Consider the following 18,698-nt stretch of genomic DNA (forward strand, 5'->3'; position numbering starts at 1 on the left):
TAATTAACTTAGAGCGTTAATTAACCCGAAAGCCTTAACCCAATGCGATCTGAACATCAACACCAGCTGCAAGATCTAACTTCATCAATGCATCTACAGTTTTGTCTGTAGGTTGAACGATGTCGATCAAACGTTTGTAAGTGCGGATCTCGTATTGGTCACGCGCATCTTTGTTAACGTGTGGTGATGTTAAAACGTTAAAACGTTCAATGCGTGTAGGCATTGGAATTGGACCACAAACTTGTGCGCCAGTACGTTTTGCTGTTTCTACGATTTCTTGAGCTGATTGATCAATAAGACGGTGATCAAAAGACTTAAGACGGATACGAATTCTCTGGTTAGACATACCAGTTAACTCCAAGCCAAATATATAAAGAATCACTCTTGACGCATCTCACCCCACTATTTTAAGGCAAGTGTCAAGAGCAGTGAAATATCACTAAGGTCGTGATCGATGCCACGACTGTAACGATAGTTAACTACTTTCTTCGCAGTTAACCCCCTTCCTATCGAAGGGTCGCTTATTATAGCCATTGTTTATTGCATAAGCAAATCTCTTTTATGGTTTTTCTTGCTGTATTTCAATTTATTCGGGAAATCAATTGTTTATTTTTTACCCACTAGGCGGTTTTTTCCAAAACATATTGAATAGCTTGGTTTAGTATTTGATTTCCTTGGATAAAATTATTTTTGGTTGTTCTTTTCAGTTGTTGTATGTCCTGTACATATTTTCCAGAAAATTGTGAAATTTCTTCTTCATTTTCCAAAAACAGCTTTAAAGTTTCCGGGGTGATTTCCGGATGAAATTGGAATCCCAAGACATTCTTGCCGAGTTGATACATCTGATTACGACAGGCTTCATTTTCTGCCAGATGAATCGCCCCCTTAGGCAATTCAAAGGTTTCACTGTGCCATTGCATGATTTCAAACTGTTCTGGCAAGACAAAACAATCCTCGGGTACATGCGCCACTTTGCGTACCGTAGTCCAGCCTAGCTCCTGTTCCTGGTTACGGCTGACGGCCGCACCCAAAGCATTGGCAATCAACTGCCCGCCTAGACATAGACCAATTGTCGGCTTGCCTTGAGAAAGATAACGGCGTAACCAGCGTTTCTCGATCTTTAACCATGGATAATTCGCCTCATCATTGACGCTCATGGTACCGCCCATGATGATCAGTAAATCAACTTCATCGACTGATGGCAAAGCTTCAATATCCAGTGGACGATCGACGGGTAAAGCAAAGAATTCAGTCGCAGTAATTTGCGCCTGATGCTGCTTTAAAAAATCAATACAACTACCAAAACCCTCGCCAGCAATATGCTGAAAATAATGTACTTTTAACTGCGACTTCATGCGCCTAAACCTTTTGTTGTAGCTCTCTGATTTTAGGTTTTGCAAAAATGAAGCCAACTTTTTAGCAATGTCAGTTTTTTCAACATTTCACAACATAACTGGCAGCAATAATGAGATTCTCTTAAGCTAAAGCAATATTTGATTACATTTAAGAGCATTCACGTGAAAAAAAATCCTCAAACAGCGCTAATTCATGCACCACGAAAGGCCCCGCAATACATTTCCAGTATTCAACCTCCCCTGTTTCGTGCATCCACCATTATCTTTAACAATACCGATGCCCTATTTAATCGCCACTGGACTGATGACTATGACTATAGCTATGGCACGCATGGCACACCGACGACATTTACCTTAGGCGATAGCATTGCCCAGATCGAAGGCGGTCAATATTGTTTGCTGGCACCGAGTGGTTTATCCGCGATTAATCTCGTGAATTCTTGTTTTTTAAGCCAGGGCGATGAAGTGTGGGTTGCGGATAATATCTATGGTCCAAACATGGAACATCTACGCAATCTGGAAACCCGCTATGGTATTCAGGTCAAAGTCTATAATGCGATAGATGCAGATACTTTTCAGCCCTCGAAAAAAGCCAAACTGCTTTGGCTGGAAGCAGCAGGTTCCGTGACTTTAGAATTTCCCGATCTAAGTCACTTGGTCAAGAAAGCTCAAGCTAACAACATCCTCACTGCGCTGGATAATACCTGGGGTGCAGGCCTTGCCTTTAATGCTTTTGATTTTGGTGACGATCATTTAAGTGTCGATATGACCGTGCATGCCCTGACTAAATATCCAAGTGGTGGCGGTGATATCCTGATGGGTTCAGTGGTTACCCGCGATAAAGAACTGCACCACAAGTTGTTCCGTGCGCATGCCATTCAGGGTATTTCAGTATCAGGTGATGATGTCGCTCAGGTACAACGAAGTCTGGCATCGATGCAACTCCGATATGAACATCAATCACATAGCTGCTTAACTTTATTAGACTGGCTCAAACAGCAACCAGAATTTGTTCAGGTCTTACATCCGGCTGATACTGACAATGCTGGCCATAAAAACTGGAAAGAAATTTGCAAGCAAGGACACAGTGCCGGACTGATCAGCGTGATTTTTGACAATAACTACAAGTTGCAAGATATTCGCAATTTCTGTGACAGCTTAAAACTGTTTAAGCTTGGCTTTAGCTGGGGTGGTCCTGTCAGTCTGGTCATGCTATATAACTTAAAAGAAATGCGTGTGCTTGAACATTCACATTTGAAAGAAGGTTTTCTGGTTCGTTTCTGTATTGGTCTGGAACATCCCGAAGATCTGATTGAAGATATTCAGCATGCACTACAAAACATGAAAAAACTTAAAAATGAATAAATAACAACAGGAAAATTTATGGGTATACCAATCATTATTGCAAAAAAAACCAGTGATACTACGCAAGATATTGTACTGCACTCACAGCTTGCCAACCGTCACGGACTGATTGCCGGCGCGACCGGAACCGGCAAAACGGCAACCTTGAAAGTTTTGGCAGAAAACTTTTCTCGCATTGGTGTACCCGTGTTCCTTGCCGATGCCAAAGGCGATGTTTCCAGCCTGGCCAAGCCAGGCGAAAGTAATCCTAAGTTTGATGAACGTATTAAAAGTCTGAATATTGATTCGATTCCTTTTGAAGCTTCGCCGGTCGTATTCTGGGATCTGTTTGGTGAACAAGGCCATCCGGTCCGTACTACGATTTCTGAAATTGGGCCACTCTTGCTTGCCCGCATCCTGAACCTGAATGACACGCAAGAAGGCGTTCTCTCGGCAGTCTTCCGAATTGCCGACGATCAGGGCTTGTTACTGATCGATTTTAAAGACCTGAAAGCCATGCTCAGCTATGTCAGCGAACATGCTGCAGACTTTAAAGCGGAATATGGCAATCTCTCCCCCGCCAGCCTCGGTGCGATTCAACGCAATTTATTGGCACTTGCAGATCAAGGCGGGGATAAATTCTTTGGCGAGCCAGCACTAGACCTGATGGATTTCCTGCAAACAGATAGCCAAGGTCGCGGCAATATCAATCTACTGGCTGCCAACAAGCTAATGAACACACCGAAGTTGTACGCCACTTTCCTGTTATGGATGCTATCAGAGTTATTTGAACAGTTACCAGAAGTGGGGGATCTGGACAAACCGAAACTGGTGTTCTTCTTTGATGAAGCGCATTTACTCTTTGATAATGCCAGCCCTGCCCTACAGGAAAAGATTGAACAGGTGGTACGCTTGATCCGCTCTAAAGGTGTCGGGATTTACTTTGTCACCCAGAATCCACTCGACTTACCAGAAAGCGTCCTCAGTCAACTCGGCAACCGGGTTCAGCATGCCTTACGCGCTTTTACTCCTAAAGATCAGAAGGCAGTCAAAACGGCGGCGGATACCTTCCGTGCCAATCCAGAATTTAAAGTACAGGAAGCGATTACTGAAATTGCTGTAGGTGAAGCGCTGATTAGCTGTCTGGATGAAAAAGGGACTCCACAGATGGTTGAACGTGGCTGGATCATGCCACCACATTTTTCTTTTAGCCCGATTACATCAGAAGAACGTAAAGCACTGATGCAGCAAAGCATTGTCGCTGGTATTTATGAGCAGGAAGTTGACCGTGACAGTGCGCATGAGATGCTGCAGCAAAAAGTACTGGAACTTCAGCAGCAGGCTCAAGCTGCGGAACTTGCCAAGCAGCAAGCCAAAGAACAGGAAGCTCTGGCTAAACAGCAAGCCAAGGGACAGGAACGTTTGGCACGTGAACAGCAAAAAGAAGCTGAGCGTGCAGCCAAGCAACGTGAAAAACTTACTCAGGATATTGTGGGTACCTTTGCCAAAAGTGCAGCACGTAGTCTTGGTGGTAGTACCGGACAGAAAATTGTGCGTGGTCTATTAGGTTCCCTCTTCGGGCGCAAATAACCTTCCTTTCTCCGATCGAAAACATCATTTTTATGGGATATTTTTATATCCCATAATTTTTTTATGGTTTTATGCTTTTACTATATTGTAAAAGCACTTTATAAGATGTATTTTAAATACATCTTATAAATAACAGCCATGAGAGATCAGCTATGACTCCACAGCAAATTGACCTTGTAAAAGCCACTGTTCCTGTACTTCGTGAAAATGGGGTTGCCCTGACCGGTTATTTCTATAACCGCATGCTAGGCAATAATCCTGATTTGAAAGAAACCTTTAACATGGGACATCAACGCAGTGGAGCTCAAGCACAAGCCTTGGCAGGTGCGGTTCTGGCTTATGCTGAAAATATCGAAGATCCATCTGTGCTATTACCCGTGGTTGAGCTGATCGCACACAAGCACGTGAGCTTAAACATTAAGGCACCGGACTACGGTATTGTTGGGGAAAACCTTTTACATTCGATCAGTGAAGTGCTGAACATTTCGACGGATGATCCACTGATTGATGCTTGGGCTGCAGCGTACGGTCAACTGGCGGATCTGTTCATTGCCACTGAAAAAGCGATCTATGATCAGCATGAACAGACTAAAGGCAGCTGGTTAGGCTGGCGCAACTTCAAGATTGCCAAGAAAGTCGTGGAAAGTGACGAAATCACTTCTTTCTACCTGGCTCCAGTCGACGGCGGTCCATTACCAAAATATGAAGCCGGCCAATACATTTCAGTACGTGTATTTGTACCTGAGCTGAACCTGAGACAGCCACGCCAATACACCCTGTCAACTTGCCCACAAGCGGATTACCTGCGTATTTCCGTGAAACGTGAAGATCAGAAAGGCGACATGGTTCCAGGCTGGGTATCGAATACTTTACATAGCCTTCCAGAAGGTTCAGAAATTGAAGTCTCTGCACCAACAGGTAACTTCTACCTGATCGATCCGAACAAACGTAATGTGTTTATCAGTGGCGGTGTAGGCCTGACTCCAATGGTGGCCATGCTAAACCAGCTGGTGACTCTGGACATGCCACAACCTGTGACTTTCATCCATGCCTGCCGTAGCAAACAGGTTCATGCGATGAAACAGCATATTCATGACCTGAAAGCCAAATATCCACGTTTAAGCACAATGACTGCTTATGAATTCCCGCACCCAAGCGATAAACTGGGCGAGGATTATGATGTTGCCGGTCGACTGGACTTAAGCACTGTAGATAGCGCATTATTACCAGCCAATGCAGACTACTATCTCTGTGGCCCAATGCCATTTATGGCTGAACAGCAAAAGGCGCTTGTCGCTCGCGGAATTCCTGCTGAGAACATTCATAGCGAAGCCTTTGGCACAGGTGGTGTACGCCACTAACTACTTCTTCAGCTTAAAATAAAAACAGAGGGTTAGTCTGGTATGCTAGACTAACCCTAATTTTTTTCATCAAAAACATCAGTATTATCATGCAACTGAATAAATTTACTGACTATGCGCTGCGCATACTGATGTATGTTGCACAACCCCGCGATCTGCCTTATACGATTGCCGAGCTGGCGGAGCGCTTACAGATTTCACAGAACCATGCCATGAAAATTGTCTACTTTATGGCGAAACAGGACTGGCTCATTACCTCTCGCGGTAAAGGCGGTGGAATCCGTCTTAATCCGGCTGCCTTGAAAGTTCAGCTAGGACAGATTGTGCGTATTCTGCAACGTGATAACCAGATTGTGGAATGTAATGATCCACCTTGTGTATTACGTACCAATTGCGGATTAAAAGGCATTCTGGATCAGGCTGTGGAGCAGTTCTACACCAATCTGGATCAATATATTCTGGGTGATGTCGTTGAACCGACCAAGGAACATTTTAGTATCCAGTCACCAATTAGCCTGATCAATCTCTAATACCCTTATTCTATTGGGCAATTCTAAAGTTCGCTTGCCCGCCCGACTTCCTTTATAATAGCTTCTTGTATAATTAGTCATTGAAGTTGAGCCATGCATCACAGCAGAGGAAAGTCGAAAAACAGTAAGGCATCAAATGCCCCAAAGCAAAAGATCAGCTATGAAAAAAAGGTCGATCCAGCCATTACTGAATATTCGGTACAAGCCCTCAACTGGTTACGCAAAGCTGAGTTCCTGATGAGTGCACCCAAGCTCAGCTTGTGTGTAGAAGATACCGGTTATGAAGTCGCTTTTGCTGGCCGTTCCAATGCGGGTAAATCGAGTGCCATCAATGCCCTGACCAATCAGAAACAGTTGGCCCGTGCGTCCAAAAAACCAGGCCGTACCCAGATGATCAACTTCTTTAGCCTTGGCAATCCGGATCAGCGCCTAGTCGATTTACCGGGTTATGGTTATGCAGCGGTCCCAGAAGCCATGAAAATTGTCTGGCAGAAAGAACTGGAAAACTATCTGATTCACCGCAAGAGCCTGCAAGGTCTGGTGTTGCTGATGGATATCCGTCATCCGTTACAACACTTTGATGTGATGATGCTGGAATGGGCGTATTCACGTAAATTATTCGTACATGTGCTGCTGACCAAAGCCGACAAGCTGAACCGTGGCCCCGCTTCGAAAGCGCTACAAGAAGTGAAAGCCAAACTGAAAAAGATGAAGCTGGATTTCTCGATTCAACTATTCTCTTCTCTAAACAAGCAAGGTTTGGAGGAATTGGCCAGTGTGATGGGCGGCCGTTTGAACTTCACTTTGAATCAAACACCTGAATTTGATCTGGACAGCATTCCTGAAGCTTCAATGCATGATTTAAACGAAGCTGATGAACCAATTGAATTATTAGAAGATGAAGCTGAAGAAGACAGCGCTCATGAAGTCAGTGCCAGTGAACTGAATGATCTGGACGCGCCTGTGGAAGTCGATCCAACAAAGATTGTCGAACAGGATCCACAAAAATAAGCCGAATGTGTTTCATCGGATAAAAGAATGTCCCGTATTGCCTGCTGCAATTCGGGATATTTTTTTCATACTGTCTTGATCAAGCAGTGATGGATTCACACCATGTCTTTACTTTCGCGCTTCAAAACAACAAGAATTGGCTCTTCCATTTCCTATTTTATCCAGCCTCGCAAAGTCAGCTTTGAATGGCAAGACACTCCAGTCGACTGGATTCCTGATCAGCCCTTTGCCAGTTACTTCGTCAATGAAATTAACAATATTCTGCCCGCGGGTGAACTCTGGTTCTGCCGTTTATATAACAAAGTCCTCCCCCAGATCACTGACGAAAAATTAAAGCATGATGTGCAGGCATTTATCCGTCAGGAAGCCATGCATGCCCAAGCGCATAATTCGGCCAATAAAGAATATTTATCTGAACGTCAGATTGATATCCAGCGCAATCTGCACATCATGCATTTCCTATTTAACAAGCTCCTAGCCGATCATCCATTCGGTCTCAAAATTCCTAAAATCTTAGAACACCAATGGGATCTGTTCCGTCTCGGTATCATTGCGACGATAGAACACATGACCTGTGTCTTGGGTAAATACGCACTCTACAATACTGAATGGAAACGTCTGGGTGCTGATCCGAATATGTTGGATCTGGTGAAATGGCATGGTGCTGAAGAAATCGAGCATCGTAGTGTGGCTTTTGATTTATATCGTCATCTAGGTGGCGGCTATATTGCCCGTTATTATCTAAGTGTGGTGGTCATTATTGGGGTAATTGGCCTTTGGGTGGATGGTGCTGCACATCTGTTATCGCAGGATTCACGTTTCAAGCAGTATAAGCCAGCCGTATATAAACCCTGGATCTGGAAAGAATGGTTGCGTATTTCCCAGTCAGATAACCGCCTTCTGCCTAACCCGCTGTGGTTAGTATCCCAACAGCTCGGTTATTTAATGCCTTGGTATGATCCGGTGCATGAAGGCAGTACCGATGATGCGCTGCATTATCTCAACCATTCACAGGCAGCCAAACGCGCTACTCTCAAAGTCGCTTAAGCTTGCCTGTTATTACAATTTCTAACAGCAGGGATCGCTTCCCTGCTTTTTATTTGTCCTAAGATAGAAATATAACAATCATAATCAGGAGGGACTTATGCAAGCACGGATTTCTGTGATTACCCTCGGTGTGCTCGATCTGGAAGCTTCACTACGCTTTTACCGTGATGGACTGGGTTTTCCCAGTGAAGGAATTATGGGTGAAGAGTTTGAATATGGCGCGGTGGCTTTTATTCAATTACAACCTGGTCTTAAGCTTGCCTTATGGCCACAGCGTAGTATCCAGCAAGATACCGGTCTGGAGCCAAGCCCAATCTGTCCGACGCAAATGACTCTGGGGCATAATGTTTATAGTCCCTTAGAAGTCGACCAGGCAATGGCACAGGCTGAACGTGCCGGCGCTAAAATTATTAAACCTGCACACACGACTTTTTATGGCGGATATGCAGGTTATTTTCAGGATCCCAATGGTCATCTCTGGGAAATTGTCTGGAACCCGGACTTTGACAAAGATTAAACCGGTACTTCAGGCTCGCGGGTATGTCGATCTACTACCACACTAATCATCATATCGCCCTGTACATTTACTACAGTCCGTACGGTATCGAGTAGACGGTCAATTGGAAGTAGAATCGCAATCGCTTCTGCCGGCAAACCGACTGATTGCAGTACCATGATCATGGTGACCATGCCGGCGCTTGGAATGCCCGGTGCACCTAATGACGCAATCATTGCCGTGGCACAAACCACCAGCTGCTGACCTAAGGTTAAATCCAGCCCCATCAGATTGGCAATAAACAAAGCTGCTGCAGCTTCATAAAGTGCCGTTCCATCCATATTCAGCTGCGTGCCAAGAGGAATCACAAAACCGGCTGTTTGCGGACGTACGCCCAGATTCTCCTGCGCGCATTTTAAAGAAATCGGCATGGTTGCCGAACTGGAGCTGGTGGCAAAGGCAGTAATTAATGCACTACGGGTGCCTTTAAAAAAGGTCAGCGGATTCATTTTGCCGAAGATCCATAACAATAACGGCAACACCACTATCCCGTGGAAAATTGTAGTGCCTGTCACCACTGCCGCAAACTCGGCCAGACGACTCAGCACTGAAATATCTTCAGTGGCAATTAACTTAGCGAGTAATGCAAAAATCCCAATCGGTGCCAGTTTCATGATCCAGCCAATCATCAACATCATGATGTCAAAAAACTGGTGACTAAGCTTACGCACAGTACGAAAGCTGTCTCCACCTGCGACCAGCGCCACACCGATAAACAGAGCAAAAATCACAACGGCCAAAACATTGCCATCAGCAAAGGCCTTAAAGGGATTGATCAGGGTATTCTGAATAAAATTAGTAAAGAAAGAAGATGGCGTTAAAGTATCAGGCGTTTGATGCTGAGCCATGGCATCCTGAAACATCACCACATCTACGCCTCTCCCCACATTAAACAGATGTGCACAGGTCAGTCCTAGAATCAATGCCAATGAGGTGGTGGTCACGCAGCACAGCAAAGTAATTTTCCAGGTTCGACTCAGCTGTCCCCCCGCCTGCAGATTAGACACTCCAACCACGATTGAGGTAAAAATCAGGGGGATCAAAATCATTTTCAGCAGACCAATAAAAAGGCTGCTGGCAATTCCAATCCCGTACAGGCCGACATCAAAAAATGTGCTTTGCGGAAATAAAGTCAGTAAAAATCCAAACAGTACCCCCAATACGGCGGCAATTAAAATCTGCGTATTTAAGCTCATTTTACATGCATTTTTAATATTGATCTTAAGGGCACTATGCCATGCAAGTGCTGGAGAATCGAGTAATTTTTTATAAAGAGCCGTGCTTAAAAATGTATAAAGCCGGATCTGGGATCCGGCTTTATTTAAATTAAAAGTATGCTTTACTGGGTTTCAATTTCACGTAAACGGATCAAGCCTTCTTGTGTGGTACTGCAGACCAGCTCACCATTTTGCCACATGCGGCCAAAGTTCAGACCACGCGAACTGGCACTTTGAGTAGCATCCATGTCGTATAACATCCATTCATCTACCCGGAACGGTTTATGGAAATACATGGCATGGTCAATACTGGCACATTGCAAGCTTGGAGACAGATAACTTAAACCATGCGGACGTAGCGCCGTGGTCATTAAGGTAAAGTCTGAATAGAAAGCAGCAATCGCTTGATGTAGGGAAATTTCATCCACTTCTGCAGCAATCTTTCCATGAGTACGGATATAGTGCGCATAATTCGGCGCTTCCGGTTGCGGCTGGAATGGGTTTACCGGCATCACAGGACGAATCTCGACATGACGGTCACGCATGAAAGACGCACGTACATTTTCCGGAATAAATTCAATAATCTGCCGGGTGAGTTCTGCTTCATTTTTCAGGCTTTCTGCCGGTGGATATTCAGGTTCTGAAATCTGATAGTTCAGGCCTTCTTCCTGATGCGCAAAAGAAACCATACACATGAAAATGGTACGGCCATGCTGAATGGCGCGAACCTGACGGCTGACGAAACTTTTGCCATCACGGATACGGTCCACTTCATAAATGATCGGTGCATTGACATCGCCACCAAACAGGAAATAGGCATGCAATGAATGTGCAGGACGATCTGTGGTATAAGACGCAGCACGTAGGGCCTGTCCCAGAACCTGCCCACCAAATACGCGCTTGCCTACCAGATTACGGCTAATTCCCCGGAAAATATTTTCTTCTAACTTTTCTAAACTGAGCAGCTCGACCAGTTCCTGTGTTAAGGCATTCATAAGCAACCTGTGTGATATTGGCAAGATCCAGAAGTGTAGAAATAAATCTATACAATTTATTCTGAATATTCTGCCATAAAATCCAAGCAATCTTCTAAAGATTGATTGACTGTTCTGTCAACTGCTCTTGCAACTTACTAGGAAAAACATCTGCTTTCGCGCTAAAATTGAACCACTTCGATTGAATTTGTCAGAAAATGACATATTGTTTGTTTTTATAATCAATCAAAATAAAATCCCTCAGAAATTCTGTAGTTTTGATCAGTAAAATTAGGAGTAACTATGTCCAAGAGTGGCTTTGGTCAAATGTATCGCAAGCTTTCAAGTAAGCTACTTGATCTTGTGGTCACCCCGCATGTTCTTGGGGAAGTACCAAGTGAAGTGACAACTCCTACTGCTGACCAGACTCCGGCAGCACAGCAGAAAATCGTCTGCTATATCTTGCAGAATCATTCACGCAGTAATGCATTGGTGGTCGATGCGGAAACTCGCCGTTTAAACATGCCGCCCGCGCTTGACCCTCTACAGATTGGTGACAGCAAGGAAAAGGCTTCGGTGCTGTTCCTGCAGCATCATGATGAGAATAATCTGCTTAGCTCACCACCACATGCTTTTCCTCCACGCCTGTTACGCCTGATTGAAGTCCTAGAAAAAAACCCCGAACTGGATGTGGAACTGGTACCGGTGACTGTACTTTGGGGTCGTGATCCTGAAAAAGAAGATTCTTGGTTCAAGCTTTTATTTACCGATACCTGGTCTACGCCAAGCCGGGTCAAACAGCTGGTCAATATCGGTCTGCATGGTCGCCAGTCTTATCTGGAGTTTCATGAGCCACAATCTTTGCGCGCCCTCATGGAATTTGCCAAAGAAACTTATCCAAATTCAGCGCCAGCGACCTATATTGTCAGCCGTCTGAATGACTATTTGGATGCACAGCGTGAAGTGATCCTCGGCCCTGACCTGTCAGATCGCCGTAATGTGATGCATGGCCTGATTAAATCTCCGGATGTACAGGCGGCTATTCGTAATGAAAGCATCCGCAGCAAAATCAGTATGCTGGAAGCAGAACGTCGTGCGATTGGCTATCTGAATGAAATTGTATCGGACTACTCTCACTCTACCGTACGTTTCGCCGATAAAGCCCTGACCCGTTTATGGACCCAGCTCTATGACGGCGTGGAAGTACATAATTTCAGTACCGTGCGTGAACTGGCCAAAGATTATGAAATTGTCTATACGCCATGTCACCGCAGTCATATCGACTATTTATTATTGTCTTATGTGATTTATCGTCGTGGTTTGATGGTGCCTTATATTGCGGCAGGCGATAACCTGAACATGCCATTTGTGGGTCAGATCTTACGGGGTGGTGGTGCTTTCTTTATCCGTCGTACCTTCCGCGGTAATGCACTCTATACCACCGTATTTAAAGAATATCTGTATAGCGTGTTGTCACGTAATACTCCACTGGAATACTTTATCGAAGGTGGCCGTTCACGTACTGGTCGTCTACTTCCACCAAAAACCGGGATGCTGGCGATGACCGTACATGGTCATTTACGTGGCAAAGCCAAGCCAATTGTCTTTGTTCCGACTTATATCGGCTATGAACGCCTGATGGAAGGTGGTACTTATGTCGGTGAGATGAACGGCAAGCCGAAAGAAGCAGAATCTATTTTCGGTATCCTGAAAACCTTGCGCAAAATTGAACGTATTTTTGGCAAGGTTCATCTGAACTTCGGTGAACCGGTATTTCTGGATGACATCCTGAAACAGCACGGCGCAGAACATATCAAAATTGAAAAGAATGATGATCCGATTCCGCAGCCGGTATCTGATGCAGTCAATAGTTCTGCCCAAGCCATTCTAGAAAATATCAACCGTGCAGTCGTGGTGAATCCGGTTTCACTGCTGTCACTTATTTTATTGGCAACACCGAAACATACGCTGGACGAAGAAATCTGTATCAAGCAGCTGGATACCTACCGTAATCTGCTGGTGGCTTTACCTTATGATGAGCGCATGCAAATTACCTCACTTTCAGGTAAAGAGATTATTGCCTATGCAATGAAGCTCAAGCTGATTAAACGGGTGAAACACGTTCTGGGCGATATCATTGCCATTGAAGATAATCAGGCAGTACTACTGACCTATTTCCGTAATAACATCGTGCATAGCTTTGTATTGCCGTCCCTGATTGCGGCACTGGTAGAACACAATGGCGTGATTCGTCGTGAAGATGTGATTAATGCCAGCAGTACGCTTTATCCATTCCTGAAAGCCGAGCTGTTCCTGAAATGGAAAGAAGACGAAATTCAGCAACACGTTGATGCTTATATCGATGCTTTACTTGCAACTAACCTGATCAGTGAAGATGGTGAAAATCTGGTAGCGCCAGCACCAAATACTGAAGCGCATCACCAGCTTGAAGTTCTGGCTGCTCCAGTGACCCAAAGTCTGGAACGTTACTATATGACACTGGCTTTAATCACCCAGCGTGGTCCAGGCAACATTTCAACCCGTCAGGTAGAAGAACTGAGTCATCTGGTGGGCCAACGTCTTTCTGTACTGTATGAATTCAACTCGCCAGAATTCTTTGATAAAGCCTTATTCCAAAGCTTTATCAAAGTTCTGACACAAAAAGGTTATATCTGTACCAATGAAGACAATGCCATTGTCTATGATGAGCAGCTGACCAATGTCGCGCAGTATGCAGATCTGGTACTGGATGAAGTGAAACTGCAAATGCTGCATCACATCACCTCCTTTACCGATGAAGAACTCAAAGAAGCTCTGGATGCGGTTGCGGCTGAACAGGCCAAGAAACGTGCGAAACGTAAGAAGAAATAAGGTTTAATTAAAAAAAGAGAGGTTTTGGCCTCTCTTTTTTGCTTGAGAATTAATAAAAATGATAAATATTCCCTCTCCTTTTAGGAGATGAGCAGCACTGCTGCGCAAGGAAGAGGTGATTTAAAAAACCCTCCTCCTAACCTCCTCCTAACCTCCTCCCAGAGGGAGGAGGAACTTCCAAATTTATAAATCAGTCTTATTCATCAACTCTAAATAATCCTGAAAACAATCCTGATGCTCTAACTCAAAGCCTATTTTTTCTATTCTTGTAGCATACAGCCTTTTACCCGTCACCCTGTCACTTTCGACTCTTAATACAGGTAAACCCATTTGCTGCTGAAACCATTGCAAGACTTCATGCAAAAGTTGTGGCTGATTATTAGTCAAAATATATGAAGAATCAGGATGTTCCACGTGAATCATCTGAGCTAGAAAACGTGATAAATCTTCAATATGAATCCGATTTGACCAGTGCAGATTTGGATAGCTGGTCATCGATGCTGCCATTTTCTGCATACGTGCCACAGAAGTCCCATAAATCCCACTTGGGCGGATAATGGTACATTGATCAGGATAAGCGGCGAGATACGCCTGTTCCATGTGATGCAGAATTTCACCTTGAGCATCATTCGGATGAATTTCAGTTTCATCATCCACGCTTTCACCTGCATTCTGTCCATAAACCCGGGTTGATGAAACCACCACAATTCTTTTTACCGGATGGGATTTCAAGGCAGTGACGATTGGCTGAACCGAATCCAGATAAATGTGCTGATAGGCTTCGACACCACTCTGTTTGGGACTGAGTAACACATAGACCCAATCAATCGAAGCGACTGCACTTAAATCTAGAGTATGCACATCCTGAATCAGATGAGTTGCGAATGAATCTGTTTTGGGACTTTGGCTAATTGTGCTAATTTGATGACCTTGCTCAAATAATTGTTTAGCTACCCGCTCGGATGTTTTACCATAACCAATAAATAAAATATGCATTCGACACCGAATCACAGACCTGGTTGAGGGGACATGGCTGCAGTCCATCAGTTACAAGGCGTTGGCAATGCCGCCGCTGCTTTACTCGAAAAACTAAATATCTTTAATACTGATGATTTGCTTTTTCATCTACCACGTGACTATGAAGACCGTAGCACGATCATTCCCATGAATCAATTAATGGTGGGACGCAGCTATTTGCTGGAAGGTATCGTGAAAGGGGTCGATTTCCCACCCGGTAAACGCAAGTCCATGGCGGTGTTACTGGATGATGATTCTGGCAAAGTCACTTTGCGTTTTTATCATATTTATAAAGGCATTACCGATCGCTGCAAGCTCGGTAACCGTTTAAGAGTCTTTGGTGAAGTGCGAGTCGGTGCCCGTGGTCTGGAAATGTATCATCCAGAGCTGCAAGTGATTACTGAACATACGCCTCTGCCTCATACCCAACTCACCTCGATCTATCCGGCAACCGAAGGACTGACTCAGCCCAAGCTGCGGGAATATATTAAACAGGCATTAGAGCTGCATAGCGATGATTTACCTGAACTGTTACCACAAAAATTTAGCAATGGTTATGGCCTGAAGCAGGCACTGGAATATATTCATCATCCGCCATTGGACGCCAATATGTTGCAGCTCACTCAAGGCTCACATCCGGCACAGCAGCGTCTGATTTTTGAGGAACTGGTGGCACATCAAATCAGTTTGCTGACCCGGCGTGCTTTTATTCAGCAGATTGAAGCCCCTTCATTTTCTCCAAGTAAGACCTATGCCAAACAGCTTTTGGCCGGTTTGCCTTTCGAAATGACCGGTGCGCAAAAACGCGTATCTAAGGAAATTGCTATAGACCTGAAACAGAATAAACCGATGCTACGTCTGGTGCAGGGTGATGTGGGTGCAGGAAAAACCTTGGTTGCCGGCGTAGCAGCCTGTCATGCCCTAGAAGAAGGCTGGCAAGTCGCGCTGATGGCGCCAACTGAAATTCTGGCCGAACAGCATTACCTCAACTTCAAGCGCTGGTTCGAACCACTCGGTTTAAATGTCGCCTGGCTTTCCGGCAAGCAGAAAGGTAAAGCGCGTGTAGCAGCAGAACAAGTGATCCGTGATGGTAGCGCGCATCTGGTGGTGGGCACACATGCCCTGTTTCAGGAAAATGTCGAGTTTGCCAAACTGGGCTTAGTAATTATTGATGAGCAGCATCGTTTTGGGGTCGATCAACGCTTAGCCTTGAGAAATAAAGGCTTGGATGGCATGTCGCCGCATCAATTGGTGATGACCGCAACCCCGATTCCACGCACGCTTGCTATGTCGGCGTATGGCGATCTGGATACGTCAATTATTGATGAATTGCCACCGGGTCGTACTCCGATCCAGACTGTGACCATTCCGCTGGATCGTCGCGAAGAGGTTCTGCAACGGATTGCCACGAATTGTGCTGAAGGTAAACAGGCTTATTGGGTCTGTACTTTGGTGGAACAGTCGGAAACTCTGGATGCTCAAGCCGCAGAAGCAACCTTTGCCGAGATCAAGGAACGCTTCCCTGAACTGAATATCGGTCTGGTACATGGCAAAATGAAAGCCGATGAAAAACAGGCAGTCATGCAGGAATTCAAAGACAATAAACTGCAGCTACTCATTGCTACAACTGTGATCGAAGTCGGTGTTGATGTCCCGAATGCTTCGATTATGGTGATTGAAAATGCCGAACGGCTTGGCCTGTCACAACTACATCAGCTGCGTGGTCGGGTGGGTCGTGGTGCCAAAGCCAGCTTCTGTGCCTTGCTTTATAAAAATCCATTGTCACAAAATGGTCAGGAACGTCTGCGCATCATGCGCGAAACCAATGATGGTTTTATCATTGCCGAGAAAGACCTGGAATTACGTGGTCCGGGTGAATTATTAGGAACCAAACAGACTGGTGATATGGGTTTCCGTGTAGCCAAGCTGGAACGTGATGATCACTTGCTGAATCAGGCCCATTATGTCGCCCAGCAGATGCTAAAAGATTATCCGAAACAGGCGGATGCCTTATTAAAACGCTGGCTACCCGAGGCTCCACGCTATGCCTATGTTTAAGCTGCTCCAACAGGGAAAACACTGGCTGAATCGTTTACAGCCTTGTCAACTATGCCAGACAGATTATCAAAACCTGTATTCCGTCTGTCAGGATTGCTGGCAACAGTTACCTTGGGCACATCAGACTATTCAGCGTCAGGAAATGCAGTTTCAAGTGGCATGTGACTATGCCTACCCGATGGATCGCCTGATTCAATTATTTAAATATGAGCAGAAGCTGCATCTGGAACCATTATTGGTAGGTGCATTACTGACCTTAAAATTTCCTAAAGTCAGCGCAGTGGTTCCTATGCCGATTTCAACCGAACGGCTGGTCGAACGTGGCTATAATCAATCTTTGTTGCTGGCCAAGCATGTAGCTAAACATTTACAAATTCCCGTCTGGCAACCAGTTGAGCGACTCAAGCAACATTCACAAAAAGGCTTAAGCCGTCTGGAACGTATCGAAGATATTGAGGCACAGTTCAGGGTCACTACCTCTTCAAAAGTTCGTTATCGTAAGGTTTTAATTATCGATGATGTGGTTACGACTGGCAGCTCGATTCGAGCTTTAAGTCAACAGCTGGAAAAACTGGGCTGCCAGCAGATTTACGCCGCTTGTCTGGCAGGAGCCAAACTTTAAATCAGGCTTGGGCCAATAAGTTCTTTTTAACCCAAGGTATGACAATTTCTGTAGTTAAAGGTGCAAGTTTCACATCTTTCTGATTCAGGTCCACCCATTTCATCTCGGCAATCTCAGCTTCAATATGTGGTTCCCCATCTAATTGCACCAGATAAACATAACTCACCAGTTGATGATCCGGTTCATTGGCAGTTTGAGTTTCAAAACGCCCAATGAATTGCTGAATCTCAGCCTGACAGCCAATTTCTTCCTGAATTTCACGTAGCATAGTTCGTTCAGGTGCTTCATCCGGTTCCAGCTTGCCACCAACTTGTATAAAACAGTCAGTATTTTTCTTACGAACCACCAGCAGCTGCTGATCAGAATTCAAAATAATGGCAGCTGCAACGGTAATAATTTTCATGAATTCGGAACGATCAAATGGGAAATACTTATTTTACGAGATCTTCCTGATCGACCATACCCCATTTTGCTTCAGGCGGCTGGTAGTCTTGAAATTTCTGCAAAATTTCTTCGAAGTCCTCACTTACGATCAGGGCTTCAGTAAAACGTGGCTTGGTAAAACCTTTGTCTGTAGTCATCTGAATAAATTTCAGCAAATCATCATAAAAACCATCGACATTGAGAAAAGCACAAGGTTTTTTATGAATCCCGAGCTGAGCCCAAGTCCATTGCTCAAAAATTTCCTCGAGCGTTCCCGCCCCACCCGGAATGGCAATAAAACCATCGGAGAGTTCTGACATTTTGGTCTTACGCTCATGCATATTATCGACCACATACAGCTTGGTAATATGTGGATGTGCCAGTTCACGATTCACCAAGGGTCTTGGAATAACACCAATAACCTCGCCCCCTGCAGCCAGGGCGCTATCCGCTATAATGCCCATTAATCCGGAACGACCACCACCATAAATCAGTGTTTGCTGTCTTTTTGCCAGGGTTTGACCTACCTTTTCGGCAATTTGTTTATAACCAGGTTCAGAACCTAGCGCTGAGCCACAGAAAATTGCGATAGAATTCATCATTTTCACCATTGCATTGCCGGTATATAGTACGCAGGCAGCGCCTGAGAGTTTTTTTTCAAAAATAACTGCACAATCAGTGTTTTTATTCAATTCCTTGTCTAAAATACACGCATTTAGAGT

The 18,698-nt window shown here is 44.8% G+C and carries 17 protein-coding genes; 10 read left to right on the plus strand and 7 right to left on the minus strand.

Going from position 1 to position 18,698, the window contains the following annotated elements:
- Positions 1–34: 34 nt before the first annotated feature.
- Positions 35–346 carry a 30S ribosomal protein S10 gene (gene rpsJ, locus FTV31_RS10050; RefSeq protein WP_000070912.1) on the minus strand — a complete coding sequence of 104 codons (312 nt, stop codon included), beginning with the start codon at positions 344–346 and terminating at the stop codon, positions 35–37.
- Between the two features lie 274 nt (positions 347–620).
- Positions 621–1,355, minus strand: coding sequence for a type 1 glutamine amidotransferase (locus FTV31_RS10055; protein ID WP_180014611.1), 735 nt, complete (start codon positions 1,353–1,355; stop codon positions 621–623).
- Between the two features lie 162 nt (positions 1,356–1,517).
- On the opposite strand from FTV31_RS10055, the gene FTV31_RS10060 reads away from it, so the two are divergent.
- From FTV31_RS10060 to FTV31_RS10090, 7 genes are all read left to right on the plus strand, one after another.
- A complete protein-coding gene (locus tag FTV31_RS10060) occupies positions 1,518–2,720 on the plus strand; it encodes a PLP-dependent transferase (protein WP_180014613.1) in 1,203 nt (400 codons plus the stop codon).
- Between the two features lie 18 nt (positions 2,721–2,738).
- Positions 2,739–4,289: a helicase HerA-like domain-containing protein gene (locus FTV31_RS10065; RefSeq protein ID WP_180014615.1), complete on the plus strand. Its 1,551-nt coding sequence runs from the start codon at positions 2,739–2,741 to the stop codon at positions 4,287–4,289.
- 152 nt (positions 4,290–4,441) lie between these two features.
- Positions 4,442–5,650 (plus strand): NO-inducible flavohemoprotein, encoded by a 1,209-nt coding sequence (hmpA, locus tag FTV31_RS10070; RefSeq protein WP_180014617.1) that lies wholly within the window; start codon positions 4,442–4,444, stop codon positions 5,648–5,650.
- Between the two features lie 89 nt (positions 5,651–5,739).
- Positions 5,740–6,180 (plus strand): Rrf2 family transcriptional regulator, encoded by a 441-nt coding sequence (locus FTV31_RS10075; protein WP_180014619.1) that lies wholly within the window; start codon positions 5,740–5,742, stop codon positions 6,178–6,180.
- Between the two features lie 93 nt (positions 6,181–6,273).
- The gene (yihA, locus tag FTV31_RS10080) at positions 6,274–7,191 is read left to right on the plus strand and encodes a ribosome biogenesis GTP-binding protein YihA/YsxC (RefSeq protein WP_180014621.1); all 918 of its coding nucleotides are present in this window, start codon (positions 6,274–6,276) and stop codon (positions 7,189–7,191) included.
- A 102-nt stretch (positions 7,192–7,293) separates the two neighbouring features.
- On the plus strand, positions 7,294–8,238 hold the full coding sequence (locus tag FTV31_RS10085) for a metal-dependent hydrolase (protein ID WP_180014623.1): 945 nt from the start codon (positions 7,294–7,296) through the stop codon (positions 8,236–8,238).
- Between the two features lie 97 nt (positions 8,239–8,335).
- A complete protein-coding gene (locus tag FTV31_RS10090) occupies positions 8,336–8,755 on the plus strand; it encodes a VOC family protein (protein ID WP_159122630.1) in 420 nt (139 codons plus the stop codon).
- On the opposite strand, the gene FTV31_RS10095 is transcribed toward FTV31_RS10090, so the two are convergent.
- Positions 8,752–9,990 carry a dicarboxylate/amino acid:cation symporter gene (locus tag FTV31_RS10095; protein ID WP_004786945.1) on the minus strand — a complete coding sequence of 413 codons (1,239 nt, stop codon included), beginning with the start codon at positions 9,988–9,990 and terminating at the stop codon, positions 8,752–8,754. The two genes, FTV31_RS10090 and FTV31_RS10095, sit on opposite strands and share 4 nt — an antisense overlap.
- A gap of 143 nt (positions 9,991–10,133) precedes the next feature.
- Positions 10,134–11,006, minus strand: a complete 873-nt coding sequence (locus tag FTV31_RS10100; protein WP_004786947.1) for an acyl-CoA thioesterase II — start codon at positions 11,004–11,006, stop codon at positions 10,134–10,136.
- 282 nt (positions 11,007–11,288) lie between these two features.
- On the opposite strand from FTV31_RS10100, the gene plsB reads away from it, so the two are divergent.
- Positions 11,289–13,856 (plus strand): glycerol-3-phosphate 1-O-acyltransferase PlsB, encoded by a 2,568-nt coding sequence (plsB, locus tag FTV31_RS10105; RefSeq protein ID WP_180014625.1) that lies wholly within the window; start codon positions 11,289–11,291, stop codon positions 13,854–13,856.
- A gap of 183 nt (positions 13,857–14,039) precedes the next feature.
- Here the strand turns inward: plsB and FTV31_RS10110 are convergent, their stop codons facing one another.
- Complete coding sequence (locus FTV31_RS10110) at positions 14,040–14,852, minus strand: NAD(P)H-binding protein (RefSeq protein WP_180014627.1); 813 nt, start codon at positions 14,850–14,852, stop codon at positions 14,040–14,042.
- 33 nt (positions 14,853–14,885) lie between these two features.
- Here FTV31_RS10110 and recG point away from each other — a divergent pair, with 33 nt between their 5' ends.
- Both recG and FTV31_RS10120 read left to right on the plus strand, forming a co-directional pair.
- Positions 14,886–16,931, plus strand: a complete 2,046-nt coding sequence (gene recG, locus FTV31_RS10115) for an ATP-dependent DNA helicase RecG (protein ID WP_180014629.1) — start codon at positions 14,886–14,888, stop codon at positions 16,929–16,931.
- On the plus strand, positions 16,918–17,553 hold the full coding sequence (locus FTV31_RS10120) for a ComF family protein (RefSeq protein WP_180014631.1): 636 nt from the start codon (positions 16,918–16,920) through the stop codon (positions 17,551–17,553). Before recG ends, FTV31_RS10120 begins: the two co-directional genes overlap by 14 nt.
- 1 nt (position 17,554) lies before the next feature.
- On the opposite strand, the gene FTV31_RS10125 is transcribed toward FTV31_RS10120, so the two are convergent.
- Complete coding sequence (locus tag FTV31_RS10125) at positions 17,555–17,956, minus strand: NUDIX domain-containing protein (RefSeq protein WP_180014633.1); 402 nt, start codon at positions 17,954–17,956, stop codon at positions 17,555–17,557.
- Between the two features lie 28 nt (positions 17,957–17,984).
- Positions 17,985–18,575: a TIGR00730 family Rossman fold protein gene (locus FTV31_RS10130; protein ID WP_180014635.1), complete on the minus strand. Its 591-nt coding sequence runs from the start codon at positions 18,573–18,575 to the stop codon at positions 17,985–17,987.
- Positions 18,576–18,698: the final 123 nt, after the last annotated feature.

Origin of the sequence: Acinetobacter sp. YH16031 (genome assembly GCF_013417335.1) — a bacterium.
Lineage (GTDB): Bacteria > Pseudomonadota > Gammaproteobacteria > Pseudomonadales > Moraxellaceae > Acinetobacter.

Bases quoted from the DNA above. Each gene is read 5' to 3' on its own strand.
- FTV31_RS10075 (WP_180014619.1), top strand. From the start codon at position 5,740: ATGCAACTGAATAAATTTACTGACTATGCGCTGCGCATACTGATGTAT.
- FTV31_RS10110 (WP_180014627.1), bottom strand. From the start codon at position 14,852: ATGCATATTTTATTTATTGGTTATGGTAAAACATCCGAGCGGGTAGCT.
- plsB (WP_180014625.1), top strand. From the start codon at position 11,289: ATGTCCAAGAGTGGCTTTGGTCAAATGTATCGCAAGCTTTCAAGTAAG.
- hmpA (WP_180014617.1), top strand. From the start codon at position 4,442: ATGACTCCACAGCAAATTGACCTTGTAAAAGCCACTGTTCCTGTACTT.
- FTV31_RS10055 (WP_180014611.1), bottom strand. From the start codon at position 1,355: ATGAAGTCGCAGTTAAAAGTACATTATTTTCAGCATATTGCTGGCGAG.
- FTV31_RS10130 (WP_180014635.1), bottom strand. From the start codon at position 18,575: ATGAATTCTATCGCAATTTTCTGTGGCTCAGCGCTAGGTTCTGAACCT.
- FTV31_RS10095 (WP_004786945.1), bottom strand. From the start codon at position 9,990: ATGAGCTTAAATACGCAGATTTTAATTGCCGCCGTATTGGGGGTACTG.
- FTV31_RS10065 (WP_180014615.1), top strand. From the start codon at position 2,739: ATGGGTATACCAATCATTATTGCAAAAAAAACCAGTGATACTACGCAA.
- FTV31_RS10120 (WP_180014631.1), top strand. From the start codon at position 16,918: ATGCCTATGTTTAAGCTGCTCCAACAGGGAAAACACTGGCTGAATCGT.
- rpsJ (WP_000070912.1), bottom strand. From the start codon at position 346: ATGTCTAACCAGAGAATTCGTATCCGTCTTAAGTCTTTTGATCACCGT.
- FTV31_RS10125 (WP_180014633.1), bottom strand. From the start codon at position 17,956: ATGAAAATTATTACCGTTGCAGCTGCCATTATTTTGAATTCTGATCAG.
- FTV31_RS10085 (WP_180014623.1), top strand. From the start codon at position 7,294: ATGTCTTTACTTTCGCGCTTCAAAACAACAAGAATTGGCTCTTCCATT.
- yihA (WP_180014621.1), top strand. From the start codon at position 6,274: ATGCATCACAGCAGAGGAAAGTCGAAAAACAGTAAGGCATCAAATGCC.
- FTV31_RS10090 (WP_159122630.1), top strand. From the start codon at position 8,336: ATGCAAGCACGGATTTCTGTGATTACCCTCGGTGTGCTCGATCTGGAA.
- recG (WP_180014629.1), top strand. From the start codon at position 14,886: ATGGCTGCAGTCCATCAGTTACAAGGCGTTGGCAATGCCGCCGCTGCT.
- FTV31_RS10100 (WP_004786947.1), bottom strand. From the start codon at position 11,006: ATGAATGCCTTAACACAGGAACTGGTCGAGCTGCTCAGTTTAGAAAAG.